The following is a 22,053-nucleotide window of genomic DNA, read 5'->3' on the forward strand; positions in this document are numbered from 1 at the left end:
CGGTCTTTTCATTTCATCTGCTTTAGGCTTGCTGTTGGTATTTCATCTTGCCTGAATCAAACAGCGCAATCGCCATCCCCGACAGTAGCCCAACTAAGTGAGCGGTGTTTGCAATCGCCATAAATGGCTGCACAAAACCAAGAACTAACCATACCAACATAAAGATGATAATTGGCTTGGGTAACGTAAGGCCTAAATGTGGCAAGCGGTAACCCAGTATCCACAAATAACCAAGCAGTGCATAGACCACGCCAGACAAGCCGCCGAAGTTAGCCCCTTCAACATAGAACTGGCCTGCCCCTGAAAGCGCTGCCGACACCACAAAGAGTTGCAATAGCTTACCGGAACCGAGACGACGTTCGATGTCGCCCCCCAACTGCCACCACCATAGTAAGTTAAACACGATGTGAGTTACTGAAAAGTGCAGTAACGCATGACTTAGCCATCGCCACACTTGCCATTGTTGCCCCTCAAAAGCAGGGAAGTGCAACAACTTAAACACGCCATTGCCAAAGCCAAACATTTGTAACAAGTAGATGATGATACAGACTGTCATGATCAGCAAAGTCATGGGGCCAGCTTTCGCTTTGACCATGCTTATGATACTCGGGCTGGAATAATGAAATGTACTCTTACGAGTATCGGCAACGTCCCACGAGGCGGCGCTGTATTTTGAATCAGACGGGTTAGCAAGGAACAGCTTAAGTTCGGCTTCCGCTTCTATTTCATGCTGGCTATCAGTCAACCACAGCGCAAATTGCCCATCCCCTTCTGGCATCATTTCGATGTCAATTTGGCGAGAGGCCATATAATCAATAAAGGCTTGCGCCATACGTGGATTATTTAACGTTACCAATCTCTTCATTAATTTCTCACTATCGGTAGTTCTGCTCGATGCCAGGCTTCAAAGCCACCATCTACACTGTACACCTGTTCAAAGCCTTGGTTAACCAAATATTGCGCCGCACCTTGGCTACTAATACCGTGGTAACACATCACTAGAATAGGTTGTTCGAACTCCACTTCATCCATAAACGCAACGATCGTATCGTTAGTTAAATGATACGCGGACTCCGCATGCGCAACGGCAAACGATTGAGGGTCACGGATATCTACAAGCTTCGCATCACCCTGCTCGAGCAGCGCTTGCGCACCTTGTACATCGATATGCTTAAACTGATCCATTTACTTTCTCATTGTCTTATTAATATACCCAAGCAACCTCGAACCTAACGTACTAATCAGCGCCCGTGGTACAGCATAAAATCCATATTTGAAGCTGCTTGGGTATACTGCCGCTATTGTAACCTATCCAACGGCAAACTTAGACACATGGATAATCAGGGTTTTCAAAAGTGTACACATTCCAACCATTTGTGGATAAAGCTGTGAATTGCGTTGATAAAGTGTATTTGGATCTTTTGATCCACAATATGTAGTGATGATCCTGATCTAACTGTGTGTATATCTATAACTATCCCCAGATGGAAAAGTGCTTGAATCCCTTATTTTGTCCGGGTTTCGAACAGTTGATAAATAATTACTTCACAGAGTTATACACAGGTAGCACATAAAATCCAGATCGCAAACGCTATCGATTTTCGATCGACAATAAAAAAGCCGAGATCACATGATCTCGGCTTTCTATGAAAATCTTACTTTCAATTAGCAGTGGAAATTAAAATTCACCCACGGCCAATTTTAGTTTCTTCATTGCATTTTTTTCTAGCTGGCGAATACGCTCGGCAGAAACACCGAACTCATCAGCTAAGTCTTGCAATGTTGCTTTCTCATCATCTAACCAACGAGAACGCACGATGCGCTGACTACGCTCATCCAAACTCGCTAATGCATGACCCAAGCGATTGTTGGTGTGCATTTCCCAGTTGGCGGCTTCAATGTTGTCGGCCACATCAGACGATTTGTCTTCTAGGTATAGCATCGGCGCTGTGTAAGCGTTTGAACTGTCGTCTTCATCAGTTGGCATATCAAAGGTTGAATCCACCGCCGCTAAGCGTGATTCCATCTCGCGAACTTCAGAAGGCTCAACACCTAACTCGCGCGCAACGGTTTCCACTTCACCGTTGTTAAACCAACCCAAGCGCTTTTTCGACTTACGCAGGTTGAAGAACAATTTACGTTGCGCTTTAGTGGTCGCAATTTTCACGATACGCCAGTTACGTAGCACGTATTCGTGGATCTCTGCTTTGATCCAGTGGACAGCAAAAGAAACCAAGCGAACCCCTACTTCTGGGTTAAAACGCTTAACGGCTTTCATTAGACCGATGTTACCCTCTTGCACAAGATCCGCCATTGGCAAACCGTAGCCAGAGTAACCACGAGCAACGTGAACAACGAATCGTAGGTGCGAAAGAATTAGACCTTTTGCAGCCTCAATCTCACCTTTATAGTGTAATCGTTCTGCCAGCTCACGCTCTTCGTCTGCAGTCAGCATTGGGTAGCTGTTTACTGAGCGAATATAGCTATCAAGGCTATCTTGCGTGACTAGAGCCATCGGATACGCTTCTTTTGTCATTCAATTCCTCATCAATCTCTGATCTGGAGCATTACATTGCAATTTAGCTTCGATATCTTGAACTCAAAATGAACAAGTTTCAAGAAGGGGAAGCAATTATCCATAAACATTTGGTCTAAGCAAGGGTTCAAAATTAGCTAGTGCTAATGAAATCCAAGTAATAAGACCGCCATCACTTAAACTGGTTCAATTTCTTTTAAATGTCGTTGCGCAGAAAAGCGCGCCGCAATACATCCCAAAAGACTCCCAATGATGATTAGTAACAAAGATTCATCCCAACTTAGACCAATCAGGCGGAACTGGCTATCGTACAACGCAGCAAGGTCTTCCACCGCACTATTCATGACAATGGTCACTAAAGCCGTTACCAACCACGCAATAGTGGCACCTAACACGCCAAACCACATACCTGTGTACAAGTAAGGGCGCAGAATGAAACTGTCCGTCGCACCGATCAGTTTCATGGTTTGAATCTCTTCTTTATTCGCCAGCACATTAAATCGCAATGTATTGCCAACGATTAAAAATACCGCACCGAGCATCAGCACTGTCAGGGTAATGACAATAATACTCGCGAGAGTTTTGATGGCATCAAGACGCGCTAGCCAGTCTTCGTCAAGTCTCACGTCGGTCACATCTTGTTGCTCTCGAACGTCTTTGGCTAATGACTGAATATCACTTTTTAGCTCCGAATCTGGCGTAATCACCAACACACCAGGTAGCGCATAGCCACTTAAGAGGCTGATAGCTTGGTCGAACCCTGCATATTGGCTTAAATCAGATAGACCTTGTTGCGGTGAAATATACTCTACCTCTTTTACCAAAGGCCAAGTTTCAATTTGATCTTTGAGAACCATCACTCGCGCATCCGGCATGCCTTCAACTAAGTAAGCACTAACTTGTGAAGGAGAAGCGACATCTTCCGCTGCCCCCGCAACGTTTTTCCCCAATAGATACAAACAAGCTGGCATGGCAAGTGCCATGGAGATGACCGCTAGGGTCAGAATGTTGCCTAGTGGTCGTTGCCATAAGGCGCTAAAAGAGGATTTAGCTTGTTTTGCGTGGACAGAGAAAAAACCATCGGTATTCGCACGCTTGGCACTACGGCCTTTCCCCTTCTTTTGGGAGTGCTTGTTACCTGCCATAGTCTTCTACCTCACTTAGGAAGCCTTGGTTCAATTCAAAATGACGATACTGTGGGCGAGTGTTTACTAACCCCACATCGTGCGTGGCAAGTAAGATTGTCACGCCCGCACGGTTAAATTCTTCGAATAGACGCAACACACGGTTGGATAATTCTGGGTCAAGGTTACCCGTAGGCTCATCAGCCACCAGCAACGTTGGTCGATTAACCACAGCACGGGCAATACCGACGCGCTGTTGCTCACCACCAGAAAGTTGACTAGGTAGACAACGAGCTTTATCGAGTAAGCCCGTTTTATCTAACGCCGCAGAAACACGTCGTTTGATTTCGTTTTCAGAAATCGATTCGATACGCATTGGCAGAGCGACATTGTCGTACACACTGCGATCCATCAATAGGCGATGATCTTGAAAAACAATCCCAATATTGCGGCGCAAAAAAGGGATGTCTTTGCTTGGAATACGCGTGATGTCGTGACCATTAAAATGGATTTTGCCATCGGTTGGTCGCTCTATCGCGCAGATCAATTTCAGCAAGGTACTTTTACCAGCCCCGGAATGTCCGCCTAAAAACGCCATTTCACCGCGCCTCAGGTGAAAATCGACTTTTTGCAGTGCTTGTCGACCACCTCGGTAAGCTTTGCTTACTTGCTGAAATTTGATCACCGTTGATTTCCTCTAACTCTTTTTATTCTTCACGACTAAACAGTGCGTCAATAAACTCTTGAGTTTCAAATGGACGCAAGTCTTCGATACCTTCACCCACACCAATATAACGAATTGGAATACCGAACTGATCAGCGATAGCGAAAATTACGCCGCCCTTGGCTGTACCATCCAGCTTAGTCAAAGTAATCCCGGTTAGAGGGGCAACATCACTGAAAAGTTTCGCTTGGCTAATGGCATTTTGTCCTGTACCTGCATCAAGCGTTAGCATGATCTCATGTGGTGCAGAGTCATCAATTTTCTTCATCACACGTACAATCTTACGCAGCTCTTCCATTAGGTTCGCTTTGTTCTGTAGACGACCTGCTGTATCAGCAATCACCACATCCACACCACGTGCTTTTGCCGCTTCAATCGCATCATAGATAACAGAGGCACTGTCTGCGCCAGTATGTTGAGCAATCACAGGAACATTATTACGTTCCCCCCACACTTGTAACTGCTCAACCGCTGCGGCACGGAAAGTATCGCCCGCTGCAAGCATCACTTTTTTGCCTTGAGTTTGGAACTGCTTCGCTAGCTTACCGATGGTCGTGGTTTTACCCACGCCATTTACACCCACCATCAAGATGACGTAAGGCGTTTTGTTGCTATCGATTTCTAGTGGCTGTTCGACTTTAGAAAGAATCTCAGCCATTTCTTCTTTCAACAAACCATAAAGGGCTTCGCCGTCTTTCAGATCGCCACGTGTGGCTTTTTCTGTCAGGTTGTTGATAATTTTTGTTGTGGTATTCATGCCCACATCAGCAATAAGCAGTTGCTCTTCTAGCTCTTCAAATAAGTCTTCATCGATTTTCTTACCGCTGAACAGACCGAAGAAGCCAGCACCAATATTTGCTTTTGTTCGGCTTAGGCTGCGTTTAAGACGAGCAAAAAAGCTTTCTGTTGGCTTTTCTTGTTCTTGAACACGAGGCGCGGCCGATACGACTTCTGGCTCCTCTGCTTCTGCTTCTGCTTCTGCTTCTGCTTCTGCTTCTGCTTCTGCTTCTGCTTCTGCTTCTGCTTCTGCTGGGGCAGTCTCTGATTGTTTCGCTTCTTCTTCAAGTTCTAGCGTAGCTTCCGCTTGCTCAGCAACCGCTTCGGTTTGCTGCTCTTCAGAAGGCGCTTCCACTGCTTCTTCTTTTACTGTTTCTTCAGTTTTTGGTTTTGGGCTTTGTTCTTCGTCACCAAAACCTAGCCACGAAAGTAATCCGCGCTTCTTTTTTTCCGTCATCTGGGGCTATCCTAGATTGTTCTTTTATCTATTAATGACTCTTTTTTGACAAGATTATTATCTGTCTAAAAAAGGCTAATGACAAAGTTCTGAAAACTTTCCGATTAGGTAATTCTAATCTTATTAGTGTTACACTCTGTCATCTTGAATATTCTGGGCTGTATCCAAGCTCCAAGCTCATTGCTTGGGCGATTAGATATAGTATCACTTTATTAGCGGTCAAAAAATCTATGGTAAGACGTCGCCAGCAAAACTCATCACAAAAAAAGCCAACAACGGGCTTTGTTCGCATTATTAGTGGCTTATGGAGAGGCAGAAAACTTCCTGTACACGATGCTGAAGGCTTACGCCCCACGACAGATCGCGTCAAAGAAACGCTGTTTAACTGGTTAGCTCAAGATGTACCACAGGCAAAATGTCTCGACTTGTTTGCTGGCTCTGGCGGCTTGGGATTTGAGTCAGCTTCGCGCCAAGCAGAGCAAGTGACCATGGTTGAGCTAAACCCACAAGCTTTCCAACAGTTACAAAAGAATGTTGCCTCTCTTAACGCGAACAACATCCAAGTGGTAAATACCGACGCACTGAGTTTTTTGAAGCAACCGGGTTCTGCTCATCATGTGGTGTTTATTGACCCACCGTTTCGCAAAGGTCTATTGGATGAGACCGTGGCTCTGCTAGAACAAAATGGCTGGCTCGCGGAAGATGCGATGATTTATATTGAAACAGAAAAAGAACTCAATATTGCCGACTTACCAGAAAACTGGCAATTACATCGAGAAAAAACAGCAGGCCAAGTGAGCTATCGTCTGTACGAACGTACCTCCGCATAACGCCTCGATTTAAAAGGATACTTAAATGAAAGCACTAATTATGCTGGCCAAAGCGGCTATCGCCTTTGTTTGGTTAGTATTAATCCTAAATATTTTTATGCCCTTTCCCGGCAATGCCGCGATTGCGCTATACATCATGACCGCTTTTTTGTTCATCATGCACGGTTTACAAATGGCCATCTTCATTGGTGCATTTGGCGACAAAATAAAAATGAGCAGTTGGGAAAAATATTCAATCCTGATTTTTGGTATTTTTGCCCTACTCGATATTCGTCGTAAACACATGATGTAATCGCTCAGATACGAAAAAGCCGCTCTTGTGAGCGGCTTTTTTTCTGCGTTTCGTTCGTCACCCAATGTAACTTTTTACACCATCCAAGAACATTTGAGTGGAGATCATCACCAGTAACAAGCCCATTAAGCGTTCTACCGCCTTCAAGCCACGTTCACCCAACAAGCGATTAAAGAAGCCATAAAACATCAGTATAAAAAATGTTGCGCCCCACGCAATTACGACTGATGCTGACATTTCCAACATTTTCTCTGGATGTTGCGAAGACAGTAAAAGCAAGGCTGCAATCACTGAAGGGCCCGCGATCATAGGAATGGCCATCGGAACAATAAAGGGCTCCTCGCCTGCTGCCAGTCCAGTGATGCTGCCAGCACTCGGGAAAATCATCTTAATCGCAATAATGAAGAGAATAATGCCACCTGAAATGCTGAGCGTTTCTGGCTGGACATGCAAAAAACTTAAGATGCTTTGTCCTGCAAACAGAAACAACATCAAAATCAGTAAGGCAAACAGTAGTTCACGAATCAATACCTTACGACGACGCTTGGGATCGATATGTTTGAGAATAGACAACACAATCGGCAAGTTACCGAGAGGGTCCATGATTAGAAACAGCATGGTCGCTGCAGAAAGAATGTCCATATTCTGGCCTCACCTAAAAAATGGCGGCCAGTGTATAGCAAACTGACAACATGAGTATATGACTGAGGGCGAAAACACCATAGTCACCCTCGATCTTAGCCGCCGTTTAGTGATTGCAAACTCGCGCCATATTGACCACAAACTTACCTTCAAGCTCACGAATTTTGTCGCGCTTGAGCAAAAATGCTAGTAATGCATCTAAGTCTAGATCATTCAGTTTACAGGTGTGAAAGCGAACGCTAGCACCAAAGTGCTGTGTGAGGGCTTCGCGATCCATTGGTGTTTCTCTAAGTAGGTTTAGCAGCTCGTGAGCATGGATTTCACTCATTATTGACTCCAGTTATTAAGAACAATGCGTTCAGTTTACTGAAATCCTCAAGAGCTGCTTTGACTTAAATTAGTAAATGATTGAGGCAACAATGAGGGCATGAGCAAAAAAGTAACTGCCACTCACCCACAAATAGGCGTGTTTCATCGGTTTTCGATAACCGTGTATCGCGTATGCCAGCGCCGAATAGATGAGAACTAAGGTTCCGCTAAAGCCGATAGCATTGGCGTAACTCGGCACTTGTAACCAAACTTCACCGGCTGCCCAAGCAAGTTGAACCAGCATCATCCCCATGATCACAACAGGGAATACCAGAGAGTCGAGTTGAGGTAGCAACAAAAAGAACGCCACGATACTCGCTGCAAGCAGCAGGGCCAACAGCCACCAGACAATCTCACCATTAAGCTGCACCCAAAATGACTTGCTGTAGCATACCTGGGCAACCAGATAAGCCGTAAAATAGATTAGCTTACGAGTTTTAAACGAGTGCAGCGTATCTGCCACCATAGACACAATAAGCCCACCCGCAATCCAGTAGGTATATGTTGCGGATGCACCTTGAGTTAACACCAACACAAGAAGAAGTAGCAGAGTAAAGATTTTAAACACGAGGGATTGTGTCGGGTTAGCTTGCTTTGCTCCCAACACGGAATACACACCTGATAGCCCTATCGCCAGCCAACTCCACATGCAGTATACACCTTTTACTTAAACTCGCCGCTAGTCTAGGTAGACCAGTTTTGATGTAAAGACACAATCTACGAAAGTTGGATCTCGCTAGCGATTCGAAACATTTTGTAACCCTCAGCCTACGTAATAATAAAGCCGATGAGCCTGAATGATGCCACTAAACATTGGGGCCAAGCTTTGCTCATCAGCCGAACCCATCAAATCACACGACACAATAACCAACGCTTTCTAAAACTATTTAACTGAAAAACAGATAAGTGCTCCAGGTAAGCCGCCATTTCACAAACTGACGATTAAACCACCAGGATGTATGTAATGCAGGCAACAAGAATAAATAACAGACACAAAATAGAAAATAGTCTTAGTAGCGCTCTAAGAGAGGAGAAACCACTGATGACTAGGGGTAAAAACTAAGAAAACCGACCTTAATTCAGTAAAAAAAACATCAGACAAGAAAAGTAAGTCAATGATAAATAAAACCATAATTTCAATAACAGATAAAAGTGCGGACTTCATAAGCCATAAAATCACTAAACACTTTTGAAGCCCATATTTTCTCATAAGGTAAGAAAATCTCACTCCATGCTTTCGATTTGACGATGCAACCTCATAGCACATTTTTTAATTTTCTCAATTTTTGAGAAATACAGACAAAATAAACACCCAACATACCATTCGAAACAAAAAACAATTACAAAGCCAACACCACAAACCATTTAACATTATAAAATCATACACTTAAAACAAAAAAGGATAGAAATAAAACAATGTGAACACTTTAAATACAGCACAAAAAACATAGTTTCATTAGTCAGAATCACGTAAAACCAGACAAGTTAAGTGTGGTTTTTGAAAAGATTAACGAGCATATGTTGATCAAACCCCAAAAACAGTGCTATATTAAATTCATCGAGTTCATCAAAGATTAAGGGGTAGTGTTATGATTTCATCTTCTCAAAAACAAGGGCTGGTTATGATTGCAGTGGTTGTGGGTTTAATGACACTGCCAATGATGTACTAACCCAATGATTTAAAATAAAAAAGGACGCAAATGCGTCCTTTTTTATTTATCTGTATAGCTCTACTGAATGTGCTTAGACAAAATATCCCAGTGCATATAGTAGAAACCAAGAGCGGCCAGCGTAATCAACGTCATTAGCAAAATTGCTGTACGCCAAATAAAGCGAGAGCTTCTTGGTGTCAGCTCTTTTTCACAAGCATCACATGCCGCCATAAAGCCTTTACGATCATCCAGCTTGTAATCGTCTTCGTGCACCACTTTGTTACGCACGGTTGCGATGAATCGAAGCTTTGCTATCACGTCATGCGGTAAACGTTCTTCACAACTATTAATAAGTTGGTGCAACCCTTTCCCTTCTGCATGGTACTGAGTACGCAAAAGTTTTTCGATCGTTCGGGTACGCATGACTACTTTTTCAATATCTGACATCGTAACCCTCCTTACCAGACCCTTCCTATGTTCATTATTTTTATTCTTCTATAAATTTAGAGCTTTTTCGAGCCGTTAAGTGCAATTTTACTTTCAATTTGTGCCCTTGAGCTCATATAGCCAGACAAGTGAAAGCTGCTTAGTTCAGCTTTAGTGACGTAGCTTACAGATGAAGCAACAATTTCATCGCGTCCCCATTGAGATAAACCGTGAAGTGCGCCGAATAAAATTCATGTCCCTTTCATTAGATTATGAATAAGTTACCTCAACTCATCGTTTCGTCAGCGAGTTCTGTAGAATGGGACCCGATAAAACATTGGAGGTTAATATGCCAATCTCACTTATTTTCGCCCTATTCGCCCTTATTGCCTTGGGCGCGTGGGTGTTTTTCCGTTTTTATAGTAAGCACTATGTGGGCGAAGACGCTCCAGAGCAAAGCGCGCAGGTAACGGTTTTAGATAAACAAGCGATAGACATACCAAACGCACCACCAGGTCAAGACGATCAAGAGTATTGGATTTACGTTCAACGTGGTTCTATCGGTCCAAAGCGTGAATTCCAAATTGGAGTGCATTACTACCATGCACTCAACCCTGGAGATAAGGGAACACTGACCTATCGCGGCAACAAGTTCCTTCACTTCGCTATCAAACGTTAAGGCAGTAACCAACGAGTCTTGGCAGAACGAGAAAAGAGATAGCTCATCGCCAAGGCTCCAGATCCACTTAGAACGATCCAGACTGGAATCACCCAAGCAGGATGTCCTGTGTACCAACCGAACTCTTTCATCGGCCATAAGAAAATAGGGTGAAGTAAGTAAATCCCCAAGCTGTGCTGACTGATCACACTGACCGCTTTTTGTACTTTTGGTGATAAGCCTTCACCAAAGTAACGCCCGATCATAAAAATCATCGAAGCCGCTAGAATCACATTCAGTGTTTTATAAGAGAGCCAGCGCCCAACCGTATACTTCTCCGCCTCTAAGCTATTTGTCACAACCATCGTAAAGGTCACTGCCAACGCCACGAGTCCTAGCCCAACAAATAAGGTCACCATAGAGCGATTCAAAGGTACCTTTTGAAATAAAACATACCCCAGTGGAAGGTAACCCATATAAAGCCACATCTGATTACTCCAAGGGCCATCAATCTTGAACAAGAACAGAGTGTTGGTGAAAAGCCAAAATGCGAGATAGGTATACAAGACGTTGTCATCCACGTTGCGTACCATCCATTGAAACAGCGGAATCACAAAATACAGTGGTATAAAGTAATAGAAAAAGCCGAGATGGTAATACGTTGCGTGGAATGGGCTATTGCTTAATACCTCTTTTACGGTTTCAAAATCAAAGCCTTGAGAAGTCCAGCCTGAAAGGTATGCATAAAACATCGACCAAATAAGAAATGGAACTAAAACTTTGCCCAAACGCCTTTTGATATAATACTTACCGTCAAATGGTCGAGTGTCACTGAGCATTAGCGCTCCGGTGATCAAAATAAAAACTGGCACTGCCCAGCGGGTTACGCTATTCACGCCTACCGCTGTCAGCCATTGGTCAAATGGAATCACTCCTAACTCATTTCGATACGGTGCCAAGACGTGAATGGCGATCACTGCTACCGCTGCGAAGCAGCGCAATAAATCAAAAAACAGAACCCTTTCTCTCATACCTTTCCCTACTTTGAGTCGCTTATCGTTTATAGCATAGGGTAAATCTCAACCAGTGAAATAGTTAACAATCTGTTTTTGCTTATTTTTAACTCAACAATGACCTACAACGGGGATTTCATCACCACTCTAATCACTTAACGAGAACCAAAAACCAAGCATCAGTATTCACTCTCGATGCCAAACCGAAACAATCTGATTACAGCAAACGGCGCATAAGAAACAAAAATGGCTCCGATTTGGAGCCATTTATACCATCTACAGATAGCGATACTGGGGGTAGTTACGCAGTAGCAACATTAGCTTTTGGCAACTTAATTGAAATCAGCGTCGTCAGTGCCAAGAAAGCAAAAGAAACCCATAAGCACGCTGCAAGACCAGCCTCTTGGTAGATCCAACCCGATAATACCGTGCCAATCAAACGTCCCATCGCATTGGCCATGTAGTAAAAACCGACATCCAACGAGACGCCATCGCCTTTAGCGTAGCTCACTATCAAGTACGAGTGCAGCGAAGAGTTAATGGCAAACACAGCGCCAAAAATCATCAAACCTACCACAATCACCAATTCAGGCTGCCAACCGATTTGCACACCATAAGCAATACCAGCCGTAATTAACGCTAGGATTCCTGCCCACACCAATGCTGCACTACCATCAGGCACACGACCTTGCGCTTTGCCAGTAATACGCGGCGCAAAGCCTTGCACAAACCCATAAGCAATGACCCACGCTGCAAGAAAGCTACCAACCCACAAGTGATCCCAGCCAAACACGCTACCAAGATAAATAGGCAGAGCAACGACAAACCACACATCACGAGCACCAAACAAGAACATGCGTGCTGCGGATAAAATGTTTATCGATTCAGACTTGGAGAATATTTGGCGAAACTTAGGTTTACTCTTTGCTTTACCCATGTCCGCTTCTAGCCAGATCATGCTGCAAACAAACACTAATGTAAGTACACCCGCCATAATAAACATCGAGTTTTGAAAACCCACCCAAGACAGCAGCAAGCCGCCAACAAAAAAGCCCGCTCCTTTGAGTGCATTCTTCGAGCCAGTCAAAATCGCTACCCATTTGTAGAGCGCACCTTGCTGTTCGTCTGGTACTAGCGTTTTAATCGCGCTCTTAGCACTCATTTTGTTCAGATCTTTGGCAATCCCCGACAGAGCTTGCGCTGCCATCACCCAAGGGATGGTCAGCCATGCATTTGGTACTGCGAGCATCAGCAACGCAAACACTTGCATCGCTAAACCAATGTTCATGGTTTTATTTAGGCCTAACCTTGCGCCCAACCAACCACCAACCAGGTTTGTCACCACACCAAAAAATTCATAGAAAAGAAACAGTGAGGCAATAGCTAACGTGGAATAACCTAAGTCATGAAAATAGAGCACCACCAGCATACGCAGTGCGCCATCGGTCACCGTAAAGTTCCAATAGTTAAACGTCACTAACATGTACTGACGAATACTTTTGCTTAATTGAGAAATCATATTGACCTCATATGTACAGCGATAGAAGCATTTAGATCATCATGTTCTAAATACTTCCTAACCTGTACAGCAACATTGACCAATACAATGTTGCTGTGATTTTCAAAAAATGCCCCAACATCAATAAAAAGCAAAATACACCTTAAAAACAATGCATTAGTTAATATTAATGGCTTTTCTTGTAAACAGTCGTATCCTGAAGAAGCTCGAATTTAGCTTTTGGATCATAATGAACCAAAAGCTATTTAAGCTGATCAAGCGTCTTGAGCCACGCGTTCGATGTACTCAACTTGCACAGGTTTTGTAAATGCACCAGGGCGCAATGCCTGCACTTCTCGCACGATATCTTCTAACTGCCATTCCTTTTCTAGGAGTAGGTGAGCAGCGAACAAACCTGTGCGCCCCGAACCACCCATGCAATGCATCGCAACTTTGCCACCTTGAGCAAGAATCGCGTGCAGTTCCGGACTGGCTTGTTGCCACTTCGTCGCAAATTCTTCATTTGGTGCGCAGTCGTCTTCAATCTCGATCTGGAACCATTTCATACCCAGTTGCTGAGTGGCTTCACCCAATGCAGAGACATTCTTCGCAGCTAATTCACTATCATCTAATGCAGTAACGACCGCTTGAACACCCTGCTCTTTCAACTGTTCTAACGACGCATGCAAATCGACACCTTTCGTTCCTGGGCACGGTGTTAAGATTAAAGCACCGGAGTCCAAATCTAATTGCCATGTAGGATGAGACATTGTGACCCCTTTTAAGCCAAACCAACGTTACGAACCAGCTCTGCTGTGCGCGTTGCATAACCCATTTCGTTATCGTACCAAGCGTAAATCTTAACCATACGAGAACCCACAACCATGGTTGATTGCGCATCAACGATGGTTGAACGTTGGTCGCCTTTATAATCGATAGAAACTAAAGGACGCTCTTCGAAGCCAAGGATGCCTTTCAAATCACCTTCAGATGCTTCTTTTAACAGTGCATTCACTTCTTCTGCTGTGGTATCACGCTTCACATCAAAAATGATGTCTGTTAACGATGCGTTTGCTAGAGGTACGCGAACCGCATGACCATTAATTTTGTCTTTTAATTCTGGGAAAATTTCGACAATCGCCTTCGCGCTACCCGTCGTAGTCGGGATAAGGCTCATGCCGCATGCTCTTGCACGGCGTAGATCTTTGTGTGGCGCATCCAAAATAGTTTGCGTATTCGTCAGGTCGTGAATGGTCGTAAAAGAAGATTGTTCGATACCCAATTTCTCATGAATGACTTTAACCACAGGTGCGATACAGTTAGTCGTACACGAAGCTGCTGTCACGATACGATGTTTTTCAGGGTCGAAAATATGGTCGTTCACGCCCACCACAATGTTCGCGATACCTTCTTCTTTCACAGGTGCGCTTACCACGACACGTTTCACGCCTTGCTCTAGGTATTTGTTTAGGAATGATGTTTTGCGATGTACGCCTGTCGCTTCAATCACAACATCACAATCAGACCAGTTCACCGCATCGATATCGCGTTGTTGAGTCGTGGCGACACGCTTGCCGTTGATGACGAGCTCACTGCCTTCGACCTGAACTCCATGATGCCAACGACCTTGCACTGAATCGAATTCTAATAAGTGACCAAGCGTAGCGGCGTCACCTGCGACATCGTTGATTAACACAAACTCCAATTCTGGCCAATCAAATGCCGCTCGCAGCGCTAAGCGACCAATTCGGCCAAAGCCATTAATTCCTACTTTAATTGTCATAGTTTTACCCTCTAATCTTCTACCTTGAATCTCTATTCGCTGTTAACAGCAAGCCTCACGACTTTTATCGTGTAAGCGTGTGATGTCGTCTTGGTATTCCTGCTTCAAACAGTTTGATGCCACTAAGTCTTCAATTAACTTTCGCATCCAACCTGGTAATTGCTGTGATAACTCGTAATACACCCATTGCCCTTGGCGTTTATCCACCAAGATGCCACTGGATCGTAACTGAGCAAGATGACGAGAAACTTTCGGCTGGCTCTCTTGTAGAGCAAACGCCAAATCGCCAACGCAAGTTTCACCTTCACGGGCCACGAGCATTAAACAACGTACGCGTGTTTCATCGGATAACAGCTTAAAAAACTGATGTGGAAGCATAATGAACATACCTATATATGGATATGCGTATATATTTATTTAATTAAGATATATCGTCAAGAGGAAACCGTCCATCGTCATAAAAGTTTCACATCTAACGAACAGCTTGATTGTAAAGAGAGAGATTCAAAGAGATAAAAGATAAGACAAGAAATTATGCAGTCGCGATGCTTTGACTCCAGCGAACCGCTTCACCTAAGGAGAGCTTCACTTCCTCTAAAGGCAACCCCAATTGCATCGTGATTTTTTCAACCCCTGACCAATCGGCACGCTCGTAGCACTCTTCAAGGGAAATAAGTGCGCCATAAACCCCTTTGCGATGTAATAGCGCTTGTTGTACTGAATGACTAAGCGGTAACTGCCTAACTAAAGATTCCACCGAAAGATCCAGCAACGCATCTAGAATCGACAGCAAACCAACCATGAAACCTTGTTCGTTGAGATGAGAGAATGGCTGATAGCGCGACATCAATTGGCAAAATTGAGCTCGTTGCAATGAAAGGTGATACAGCTCTCGAGGCTTGTTACTGGAGATATACGATGCCACAACCAAAGAGACAAACTGCTTAAGGTTATCCTGGCCAAGATAAATCAATGCCTGACGAAAAGAGCTGATTTCGACAGCCAAATTCGGCGCTTGCGTATTTACAAAACGCAATAATTTATATGACAACGCGACATCTTGCGTAATGATGGACTCGATACGAGTAAAGTCAGGCTCAGGAGCACAAACTTCACGAAACAGTTGCAATGCCAACACTTGCTCAGGACTGACGTATTTAGTCTGCGAGACGAGTGGCTTGCTAAAAAAATAACCTTGGAAAAATTTAAAGCCAGCCGCTTTCGCTTGCTCAAACTCTTCTGCGGTTTCAACACGTTCTGCTAAAAAGTGGTATTTGACGCGTTTGGCAAGGTGTGTTGTGACAAGTTCACAGGCCTTTTCGAGCCCCATCGCCATAATGTCGAGCTTCACAATATGCACATATGGCAAAAAACGGCGCCATTCTGGTGTTAGGGTGAAGTCATCCAAAGCGATCAAGTAACCTTCTCGATAAAACTCACGAATCGCATCAAGAAGCTCATCCGTAGGTTGGCACGTTTCCAACACTTCGATGACAATTTTGTTTTTCGGCAAACTGCGCGGCAAACGTCGCACCAAACTTTGATGAGGAAAGTTAATAAAGCATCTTGAAGAGGCAATCACTGGGTTAGTACCCAGTGATAGGAAGTTTTCGACGATCAGTCGGTATGTCGCTCGATTTGAATCAATATGTGAAGGGTATGCGTTACTCTCCCCGTCTCGAAACAACAATTCATAACCCAGCGTCTGTCTTTTTCGGTTAAAGATCGGCTGGCGAGCGACATACGTTGTATTCATGCTAAAGAAGGACCTATAAATGGCTTATGACTTTGCAGCTGCTAATAATGCACCACAACCCATGAACATTGAACCGAATACTTTGTTTATTTTTCCCATGATTTTATCGGAGCGAATAAAGCGTCCCATTTGTGCTGCCAAGCTCGTGTAACCCAACATTACACACGCATCAATCACGACCGTAGTGACGCCAAGCACCAACAGTTGCGTGATTTGGTCTTTTGCCGGGTCAATAAACTGCGGAAACAACGCCACCAGAAAAACAATCGATTTAGGGTTGGTGAGGTTAATCAACACTGCCTTGTACAACAGCGCCGTGCCTGACATCTCGTTATGGTTTTCAGCTGCGACTAAGCTTGATGTATCGCGCCATTTCTGAATCCCCAGCCAAACCAGATAAGCGGCACCAACCCATTTAATGACAGAAAAGGCGGTTGCTGACTGCGCGACAAGCGCACCAATACCCGCCCCCACCAGCGCGATGTGGATAACTAAACCAATTTGTAAGCCAATAATGGCACCCAGTGATTTACGGGTACCGTAACTCAAACCATTACTGATTGAGTTCACCGTGCCAGAGCCCGGAGCCAAACTAAAAACGATTGCTGTTACTACATAAGCTAACCAGACATGGGTATCCATTGCATTTCCTCACTAATTCTTCGATGATACATCGCGTAAACAACGTATCTTCAGGTAATCAACTAATGGCGACTAACCATTCACCTTTGACTTATACTCAAGAGACATTATTTGAGCAAGCAATTGGTGGTCCGATCGCAGCACTTTGGCAAACTCGCCAAGAGGGCTTTGTTAAAGGGACTGAGAAAAAGAACATTTACTGGTGCAAGCTAACCAACCCAGAGCATAAAAAAGCCGTGCTCATCGTAAATGGACGCATTGAGTCTTCCTGGAAATACCAAGAGCTGTTTTACGATCTCTACCGCCAAGGTTTCGATGTCTATTCCTTTGACCACCGCGGTCAAGGTTTATCAGATCGTTTATTATCTGACTCAGATATGGGTCACGTCTATGACTTTACTGATTATATTGATGATATGGACATCGTCGTAAAAAAACACGACCTTAGCGAATATCAACAATGCTTCATCATCGCGCACTCTATGGGCGGCGCGATCGCCACACGTTACCTGCAAACTCACCCAGAACACCCTTTTACTGGTTTGATTCTAAGTGCGCCCATGTTTGGCATTAACCTGCCATGGTACCTATCACCAATAGCGATTCCGGTCACACAAATTATGTCAGCGGTATCGACTTTGCCACGCTATGCACCAGGACATCAGGCCTACTTCCCTAAGCCCTTTGAAGATAACCCACTTAGCCAAAGTTACGGCCGCTACCAATGGTTCCGAAACCTATATACGGAAAAACCGGAACTGCAAGTCGGTGGGCCAAGCACTCGCTGGGTTTGGCAAGGGCTCATGGCCGCTAAGCAGTGCTTTTTATTAACTCGCCAAGTCAAAATACCAGTCATCCTAATCCAAGCCGGAAACGATCGGATTGTTAGCAATCTCGCGCAAAAGCGTTTTATTGATAAATTGCGGAAAACCAACCCGCACGCGGAGCTGCTTTCTATCGAAGGCGCACAGCATGAAATCTTGTTCGAGACCGACAAGTATCGTAATCAAGCGCTCGATGCGATTTTCCGCTTTATGAATGACCCTAAATCGCCATCAAACGAACAAGCACAATAAGAACTCTAGGCGACCATTTCACGACTAAGATTAAAGAGGAAATGTCTACACATCGATTTACCCTCTTTTTCATCCTCATTTTGGCGTACACTGCTTGAACTTGGCTACTTTGACACTGTGTTTAACCACATAGTGCTACGAGCCCAAGTTCCCCCGCATTCGGAGCAGTACGATCTAGTCAGTCTGCTGTACTCCGTTTGCAATTCACCTGTTCCACACTATCCAAACCGTTTACGAGGACTTCATGAGCACATCGCTACCTTGCAAAGAGATCACCAAAATCGTTGCCTCTGATCTGGATGGCACGTTACTCGCACCTAACCATCAGCTCAGTGCTTACTCAAAAGAGACGCTAAAAGCGCTGCATGAAAAGGGTTATACCTTTGTCTTTGCAACCGGCCGTCACCACGTAGACGTTGCGAGCATCCGTCGCCAAGTTGGCATTCCAGCTTATATGATCACGTCGAATGGTGCCCGAGTGCATGACCAGGAAGATCAGCTAATGTACAGCGAGAATGTCCCTGCGGAACTGGTACAAGGCGTGATCGACACGATCAAACATGATCAAGAAATACTTATTCACATGTATCAAAATGATAGCTGGTTGATGAACAAGGATGATGAAACGTTACGTGACTTCCACGATGAATTCACTTACGTCTTATTTGATGAAGACCGCGCCCCAACTGACGGTATTGCGAAAGTTTTCTTCACGCATCCTGGAGAAGACCACGAACGTTTGGTCGTATTTGAAAACAAACTACGTGAGCAGTTTGGTGATAAGCTGAACATCGCATTTTCAACGCCTTGGTGTTTGGAAGTAATGAGCGCTGGCGTGTCTAAAGGTCATGCTCTTGAAGCGGTAGCGAAAAAACTCGGCCTCACGTTAGAAAACTGCGTAGCATTTGGTGATGGCATGAATGACGTAGAAATGCTGTCGATGGCAGGTAAAGGGCTAGTTATGGGTACATCACACGAAAAAGTGATGAAAGCTCTACCAAATAATGAAGTAATTGGCAGCAATGCAGAAGATGCGGTTGCACACTACCTACAAGAACACTTGCTGTAAGCTTCAATACTCCAAATTATGAAGGGCTGCACATTCGCAGCCCTTTTCTTTTATCGCTGACTTGGCAGCTTCTCTTTGCCAAGAATCGCGTCCCATTCTTCTTCTGTCACGGGCATAATCGACAAGCGATTTCCACGTTTCACCAACGGCATGTTCTCAAGTTCTGGCATCGCTTTCATCACCGACAACGGAATCACTCGCGCCGTTTTACGTACAAACTCTACATCCACCATAATCCAACGCGGGTTGTCTGGGTCTGACTTTGGATCGTAATAATCGCTTTCGGGATCGAATTGGAAATGATCGGGATAGGCTTCTCTCACAACTTTAGCAATACCTGCCACGCCAACATGTTTACAAGAAGAGTGGTAAATCAGGACTAAATCGCCCACCTTCACTTGGTCACGCATCATATTGCGCGCCTGATAATTACGAACTCCCTCCCAACATGAAACCTTTTGGGTTCGAAGCGTGTCAATAGAAAAGGTATCTGGTTCAGTTTTAAATAACCAATATGCCATAATGCCATCCGATGCCGATTGAGTAACAATAATGAGGAAGATATAACATGAAGGCTTTGAAAAACCCAGTGGCGCTTGCCACCCTGCTGGTTCTGCAAGCATGTAGTTCACAGTCGCCACAATCTGGTGCCGCTGACCTAACCTCTCCACCAGCAACCTTAGATAAGCCTGAAACCATTCAACCTCAAACTTTTATGCTGCGCGGAAAAGTGATCGTCGGTCACGAGAGCCAATACATCATGCCTTGTGGCAGCGACAAGCAATATTGGTTGCAACTGTCACCACAGCAAATGCAACGAGCAATTCAGTTAAATAACGAGCCTTACCAGACCATGTATGGCGAGGTTATCGGCCACCTCAACCCACCGGGCATCGATGGGTTTTCTGCTGATTTCGATGCTAACTTTGTCGTGGAACAAGTGAACTTCCTCACAACGGAAAATCCAAACCGTTGTCAGCAACCAAACAAACCAACTCGCGTGTTTGGTAATGAGCCTTCTTGGTCGGCAAGCTTTGAGGCTAATGGACTAACATTCCAGCAAATCGGCAAACAAACCACAAAATTAGCGATTAAAAGCAGTCAGCTTCAACCTCGCCAGCGCACTTATCAACTACAAGATGGTGAGCTTCGCTTAACAGAAAACCTCTGCTCAGACACAATGAGCGATTCTTTGTATGGCTGGAAAGCAACACTAAAACATGATGGCGAGACGTATCAAGGTTGTGGTATGGCTGCAAACGTCGATGCAACGCTTGGCTGGGCTAATACCTATGTCGCGACCTCAACCCAATCACAAGGCTTTGAAGTACAAATGACCTTAAACCCAGACCATAGCGCCACAACAAAATACCGTTACGCCAATGGACAAGCACCATTAATCGAGCGTGGTTACTGGCAACAGTTAAGTCCGTATCAGGTTCAAGTTGTCATGACGCATCATCAACAGCAAAGGCTAATGTCAGAGCGACTGTTTACTCGAGAAGGCAATCAGCTCAAAGCGACCAAAGAAAAAGTCGGTAACTTGGTATACCCAATCGCCGATGGTGGTTTAGTCCTTTATCCTGCCACCGTTCGTGATGAAGGCATCATGCAACCAGCCGAAAAACGCACCAACAACCCCATCGGTAGTGCTGACGTCCCTTCTAGTGCAGAGTTTGATTCAAAAGTAGATGCCGCGGTGCGCAACTACTTCTTTATCCATCAAACCACCCCCAACAATAACCAATACCGTTGGCTAACTTACGACCTCAACAGCGATGGTAACGAAGAGCTATTGGTACAGTTGGATTGGTGTGGTTCCGGAGGCTGTACATTGCTGATATTTGAACATCACGAAAAGGAATGGCGATTTAATAGCCGCATTACACTAGTGCAAAGCCCGATTATGCTCGGCCAACAAACCTCTCATGGTTGGCGAGATCTGATTTTTAATGTCAGCGGTGGCGGAGCTAAAGCGGCTCAACACGTGATGCAATACACTGGGGTTAGCTACCCACTCAACCCAAGCATGGCGCCAACGGCAACGCCGAACCAAGTCAGTGGTGTGCGTCTGTTCTCTGATGGGATAAGCCCGGTGCGCGAAGGAGTTCGTCTGTAATGTCACAACCGTGTCCAACCTGCGGTTTTCAATTCAATTGTATGTGCTCGCTAATGCCGAAACTTACCAGTGAGCACAACATCCTGCTGTTAATGCATCCGAATGAACTGAAGCGTGATACTAATACCGGCCAGCTACTAGAGCAGTGCCAACTCAACATTGAGCGAGTAATCTGGGATCGCAAACAGCCACCAGCAGAATTGCTCACTCTATTAGCTGATCCGTCGCGGTATCCGGTGTTGCTCTTCCCCTGTGAAGAAAGTATCACACTCGAAGATGTGGTACTCCAAAGCCAGCAACAAACCAAAACTCCGCTGTTTATTATTTTGGATGCCACCTGGCAAGAGGCGCGCAAGATGATCAATAAGAGCCGTTGGTTAGAAGGTATCCCTACTATGGGATTGTCTGCGTCGGCGGACTCACAATATCAGCTGCGACGCAACCAACAACAAGGTAACTTGTGCACGTTTGAAGTCGCTGCACATTTGCTCGGGCAACTTGGAGAACAAAACAACCAACAACAAATGCAGCGCTTTTTTGCCCATTACCTCGCTCTGTTCCAAGCTGAAAAGAGTGGACACGCTCTTAAGCGTTAAACATTAAGCTCAGT

At 44.8% G+C, this 22,053-nt stretch carries 25 protein-coding genes; 7 read left to right on the forward strand and 18 right to left on the reverse strand.

All coding sequences use genetic code 11. The features are described 5' to 3' along the window. Window positions 1-22: 22 nt before the first annotated feature. The 6 genes from glpG to ftsY form a co-directional block, all read right to left on the reverse strand. On the reverse strand, window positions 23-865 hold the full coding sequence (gene glpG / locus R7Q11_RS22535) for a rhomboid family intramembrane serine protease GlpG (RefSeq protein ID WP_225466740.1): 843 nt from the start codon (window positions 863-865) through the stop codon (window positions 23-25). Next, a complete protein-coding gene (glpE, locus tag R7Q11_RS22540) occupies window positions 865-1,185 on the reverse strand; it encodes a thiosulfate sulfurtransferase GlpE (protein ID WP_213907451.1) in 321 nt (106 codons plus the stop codon). The genes glpG and glpE overlap by 1 nt, the downstream gene beginning before the upstream one ends. Window positions 1,186-1,678: 493 nt before the next feature. Beyond that, window positions 1,679-2,536, reverse strand: a complete 858-nt coding sequence (gene rpoH, locus R7Q11_RS22545; protein WP_005378693.1) for an RNA polymerase sigma factor RpoH — start codon at window positions 2,534-2,536, stop codon at window positions 1,679-1,681. 176 nt (window positions 2,537-2,712) lie between these two features. Beyond that, complete coding sequence (ftsX, locus tag R7Q11_RS22550; RefSeq protein WP_005378695.1) at window positions 2,713-3,681, reverse strand: permease-like cell division protein FtsX; 969 nt, start codon at window positions 3,679-3,681, stop codon at window positions 2,713-2,715. Then, window positions 3,671-4,345 carry a cell division ATP-binding protein FtsE gene (ftsE, locus tag R7Q11_RS22555; protein ID WP_005393800.1) on the reverse strand — a complete coding sequence of 225 codons (675 nt, stop codon included), beginning with the start codon at window positions 4,343-4,345 and terminating at the stop codon, window positions 3,671-3,673. Before ftsE ends, ftsX begins: the two co-directional genes overlap by 11 nt. A gap of 22 nt (window positions 4,346-4,367) precedes the next feature. Beyond that, window positions 4,368-5,618, reverse strand: coding sequence for a signal recognition particle-docking protein FtsY (gene ftsY / locus R7Q11_RS22560; protein WP_225466741.1), 1,251 nt, complete (start codon window positions 5,616-5,618; stop codon window positions 4,368-4,370). Between the two features lie 230 nt (window positions 5,619-5,848). Here ftsY and rsmD point away from each other — a divergent pair, with 230 nt between their 5' ends. Beyond that, window positions 5,849-6,448 carry a 16S rRNA (guanine(966)-N(2))-methyltransferase RsmD gene (gene rsmD, locus R7Q11_RS22565; RefSeq protein ID WP_005378702.1) on the forward strand — a complete coding sequence of 200 codons (600 nt, stop codon included), beginning with the start codon at window positions 5,849-5,851 and terminating at the stop codon, window positions 6,446-6,448. Window positions 6,449-6,473: 25 nt separating this feature from the next. Continuing rightward, window positions 6,474-6,740, forward strand: a complete 267-nt coding sequence (locus tag R7Q11_RS22570) for a DUF1145 domain-containing protein (RefSeq protein ID WP_005378704.1) — start codon at window positions 6,474-6,476, stop codon at window positions 6,738-6,740. 57 nt (window positions 6,741-6,797) lie between these two features. Here R7Q11_RS22570 and R7Q11_RS22575 read toward each other — a convergent pair whose 3' ends face one another. The 4 genes from R7Q11_RS22575 to R7Q11_RS22590 all read right to left on the reverse strand — a co-directional run bounded on the left by R7Q11_RS22575 (window position 6,798) and on the right by R7Q11_RS22590 (window position 9,850). Beyond that, the gene (locus tag R7Q11_RS22575; RefSeq protein ID WP_005389671.1) at window positions 6,798-7,382 is read right to left on the reverse strand and encodes a YhgN family NAAT transporter; all 585 of its coding nucleotides are present in this window, start codon (window positions 7,380-7,382) and stop codon (window positions 6,798-6,800) included. Window positions 7,383-7,488: 106 nt separating this feature from the next. Further along, window positions 7,489-7,710, reverse strand: a complete 222-nt coding sequence (locus tag R7Q11_RS22580) for a YecH family metal-binding protein (RefSeq protein WP_005378711.1) — start codon at window positions 7,708-7,710, stop codon at window positions 7,489-7,491. A gap of 69 nt (window positions 7,711-7,779) precedes the next feature. Beyond that, a complete protein-coding gene (locus R7Q11_RS22585) occupies window positions 7,780-8,400 on the reverse strand; it encodes a lysoplasmalogenase (protein ID WP_005389670.1) in 621 nt (206 codons plus the stop codon). A gap of 1,081 nt (window positions 8,401-9,481) precedes the next feature. Next, on the reverse strand, window positions 9,482-9,850 hold the full coding sequence (locus R7Q11_RS22590) for a hypothetical protein (protein WP_005378717.1): 369 nt from the start codon (window positions 9,848-9,850) through the stop codon (window positions 9,482-9,484). Window positions 9,851-10,178: 328 nt separating this feature from the next. Here R7Q11_RS22590 and R7Q11_RS22595 point away from each other — a divergent pair, with 328 nt between their 5' ends. Then, window positions 10,179-10,508: a DUF2500 domain-containing protein gene (locus R7Q11_RS22595; RefSeq protein ID WP_005378719.1), complete on the forward strand. Its 330-nt coding sequence runs from the start codon at window positions 10,179-10,181 to the stop codon at window positions 10,506-10,508. On the opposite strand, the gene R7Q11_RS22600 is transcribed toward R7Q11_RS22595, so the two are convergent. The 7 genes from R7Q11_RS22600 to rhtB all read right to left on the reverse strand — a co-directional run bounded on the left by R7Q11_RS22600 (window position 10,505) and on the right by rhtB (window position 17,179). Beyond that, window positions 10,505-11,518, reverse strand: a complete 1,014-nt coding sequence (locus tag R7Q11_RS22600; protein ID WP_158173519.1) for an acyltransferase — start codon at window positions 11,516-11,518, stop codon at window positions 10,505-10,507. The two genes, R7Q11_RS22595 and R7Q11_RS22600, sit on opposite strands and share 4 nt — an antisense overlap. Window positions 11,519-11,801: 283 nt before the next feature. Then, window positions 11,802-13,019 (reverse strand): organoarsenical effux MFS transporter ArsJ, encoded by a 1,218-nt coding sequence (gene arsJ, locus R7Q11_RS22605; protein WP_005378722.1) that lies wholly within the window; start codon window positions 13,017-13,019, stop codon window positions 11,802-11,804. A gap of 254 nt (window positions 13,020-13,273) precedes the next feature. After that, window positions 13,274-13,768 (reverse strand): cyclin-dependent kinase inhibitor 3 family protein, encoded by a 495-nt coding sequence (locus R7Q11_RS22610; RefSeq protein ID WP_005383629.1) that lies wholly within the window; start codon window positions 13,766-13,768, stop codon window positions 13,274-13,276. An 11-nt stretch (window positions 13,769-13,779) separates the two neighbouring features. Continuing rightward, window positions 13,780-14,781, reverse strand: a complete 1,002-nt coding sequence (locus R7Q11_RS22615; protein WP_005383630.1) for an ArsJ-associated glyceraldehyde-3-phosphate dehydrogenase — start codon at window positions 14,779-14,781, stop codon at window positions 13,780-13,782. Window positions 14,782-14,823: 42 nt separating this feature from the next. Beyond that, a complete protein-coding gene (locus R7Q11_RS22620; protein WP_005378730.1) occupies window positions 14,824-15,159 on the reverse strand; it encodes a metalloregulator ArsR/SmtB family transcription factor in 336 nt (111 codons plus the stop codon). Window positions 15,160-15,313: 154 nt separating this feature from the next. Then, window positions 15,314-16,537, reverse strand: coding sequence for an EAL and HDOD domain-containing protein (locus tag R7Q11_RS22625; RefSeq protein WP_017636082.1), 1,224 nt, complete (start codon window positions 16,535-16,537; stop codon window positions 15,314-15,316). Window positions 16,538-16,561: 24 nt separating this feature from the next. Next, on the reverse strand, window positions 16,562-17,179 hold the full coding sequence (gene rhtB / locus R7Q11_RS22630; protein WP_005378732.1) for a homoserine/homoserine lactone efflux protein: 618 nt from the start codon (window positions 17,177-17,179) through the stop codon (window positions 16,562-16,564). A 65-nt stretch (window positions 17,180-17,244) separates the two neighbouring features. Between rhtB and R7Q11_RS22635 the strand changes: the two genes are divergently transcribed. Both R7Q11_RS22635 and R7Q11_RS22640 read left to right on the forward strand, forming a co-directional pair. Further along, window positions 17,245-18,255, forward strand: a complete 1,011-nt coding sequence (locus tag R7Q11_RS22635) for an alpha/beta fold hydrolase (RefSeq protein WP_005378733.1) — start codon at window positions 17,245-17,247, stop codon at window positions 18,253-18,255. A 244-nt stretch (window positions 18,256-18,499) separates the two neighbouring features. Next, entirely contained in the window at window positions 18,500-19,324 is an 825-nt protein-coding gene (locus tag R7Q11_RS22640; RefSeq protein WP_053307416.1) for a Cof-type HAD-IIB family hydrolase, read from the forward strand. Between the two features lie 50 nt (window positions 19,325-19,374). Here R7Q11_RS22640 and R7Q11_RS22645 read toward each other — a convergent pair whose 3' ends face one another. Continuing rightward, on the reverse strand, window positions 19,375-19,845 hold the full coding sequence (locus tag R7Q11_RS22645) for an EVE domain-containing protein (protein WP_005378735.1): 471 nt from the start codon (window positions 19,843-19,845) through the stop codon (window positions 19,375-19,377). 47 nt (window positions 19,846-19,892) lie between these two features. Here R7Q11_RS22645 and R7Q11_RS22650 point away from each other — a divergent pair, with 47 nt between their 5' ends. Both R7Q11_RS22650 and R7Q11_RS22655 read left to right on the forward strand, forming a co-directional pair. Next, window positions 19,893-21,443 carry a COG3650 family protein gene (locus R7Q11_RS22650; protein WP_025768163.1) on the forward strand — a complete coding sequence of 517 codons (1,551 nt, stop codon included), beginning with the start codon at window positions 19,893-19,895 and terminating at the stop codon, window positions 21,441-21,443. After that, complete coding sequence (locus R7Q11_RS22655; protein WP_025768162.1) at window positions 21,443-22,039, forward strand: tRNA-uridine aminocarboxypropyltransferase; 597 nt, start codon at window positions 21,443-21,445, stop codon at window positions 22,037-22,039. The genes R7Q11_RS22650 and R7Q11_RS22655 overlap by 1 nt, the downstream gene beginning before the upstream one ends. Window positions 22,040-22,053 lie beyond the last annotated feature (14 nt).

Source organism: Vibrio sp. 970, from assembly GCF_033339075.1.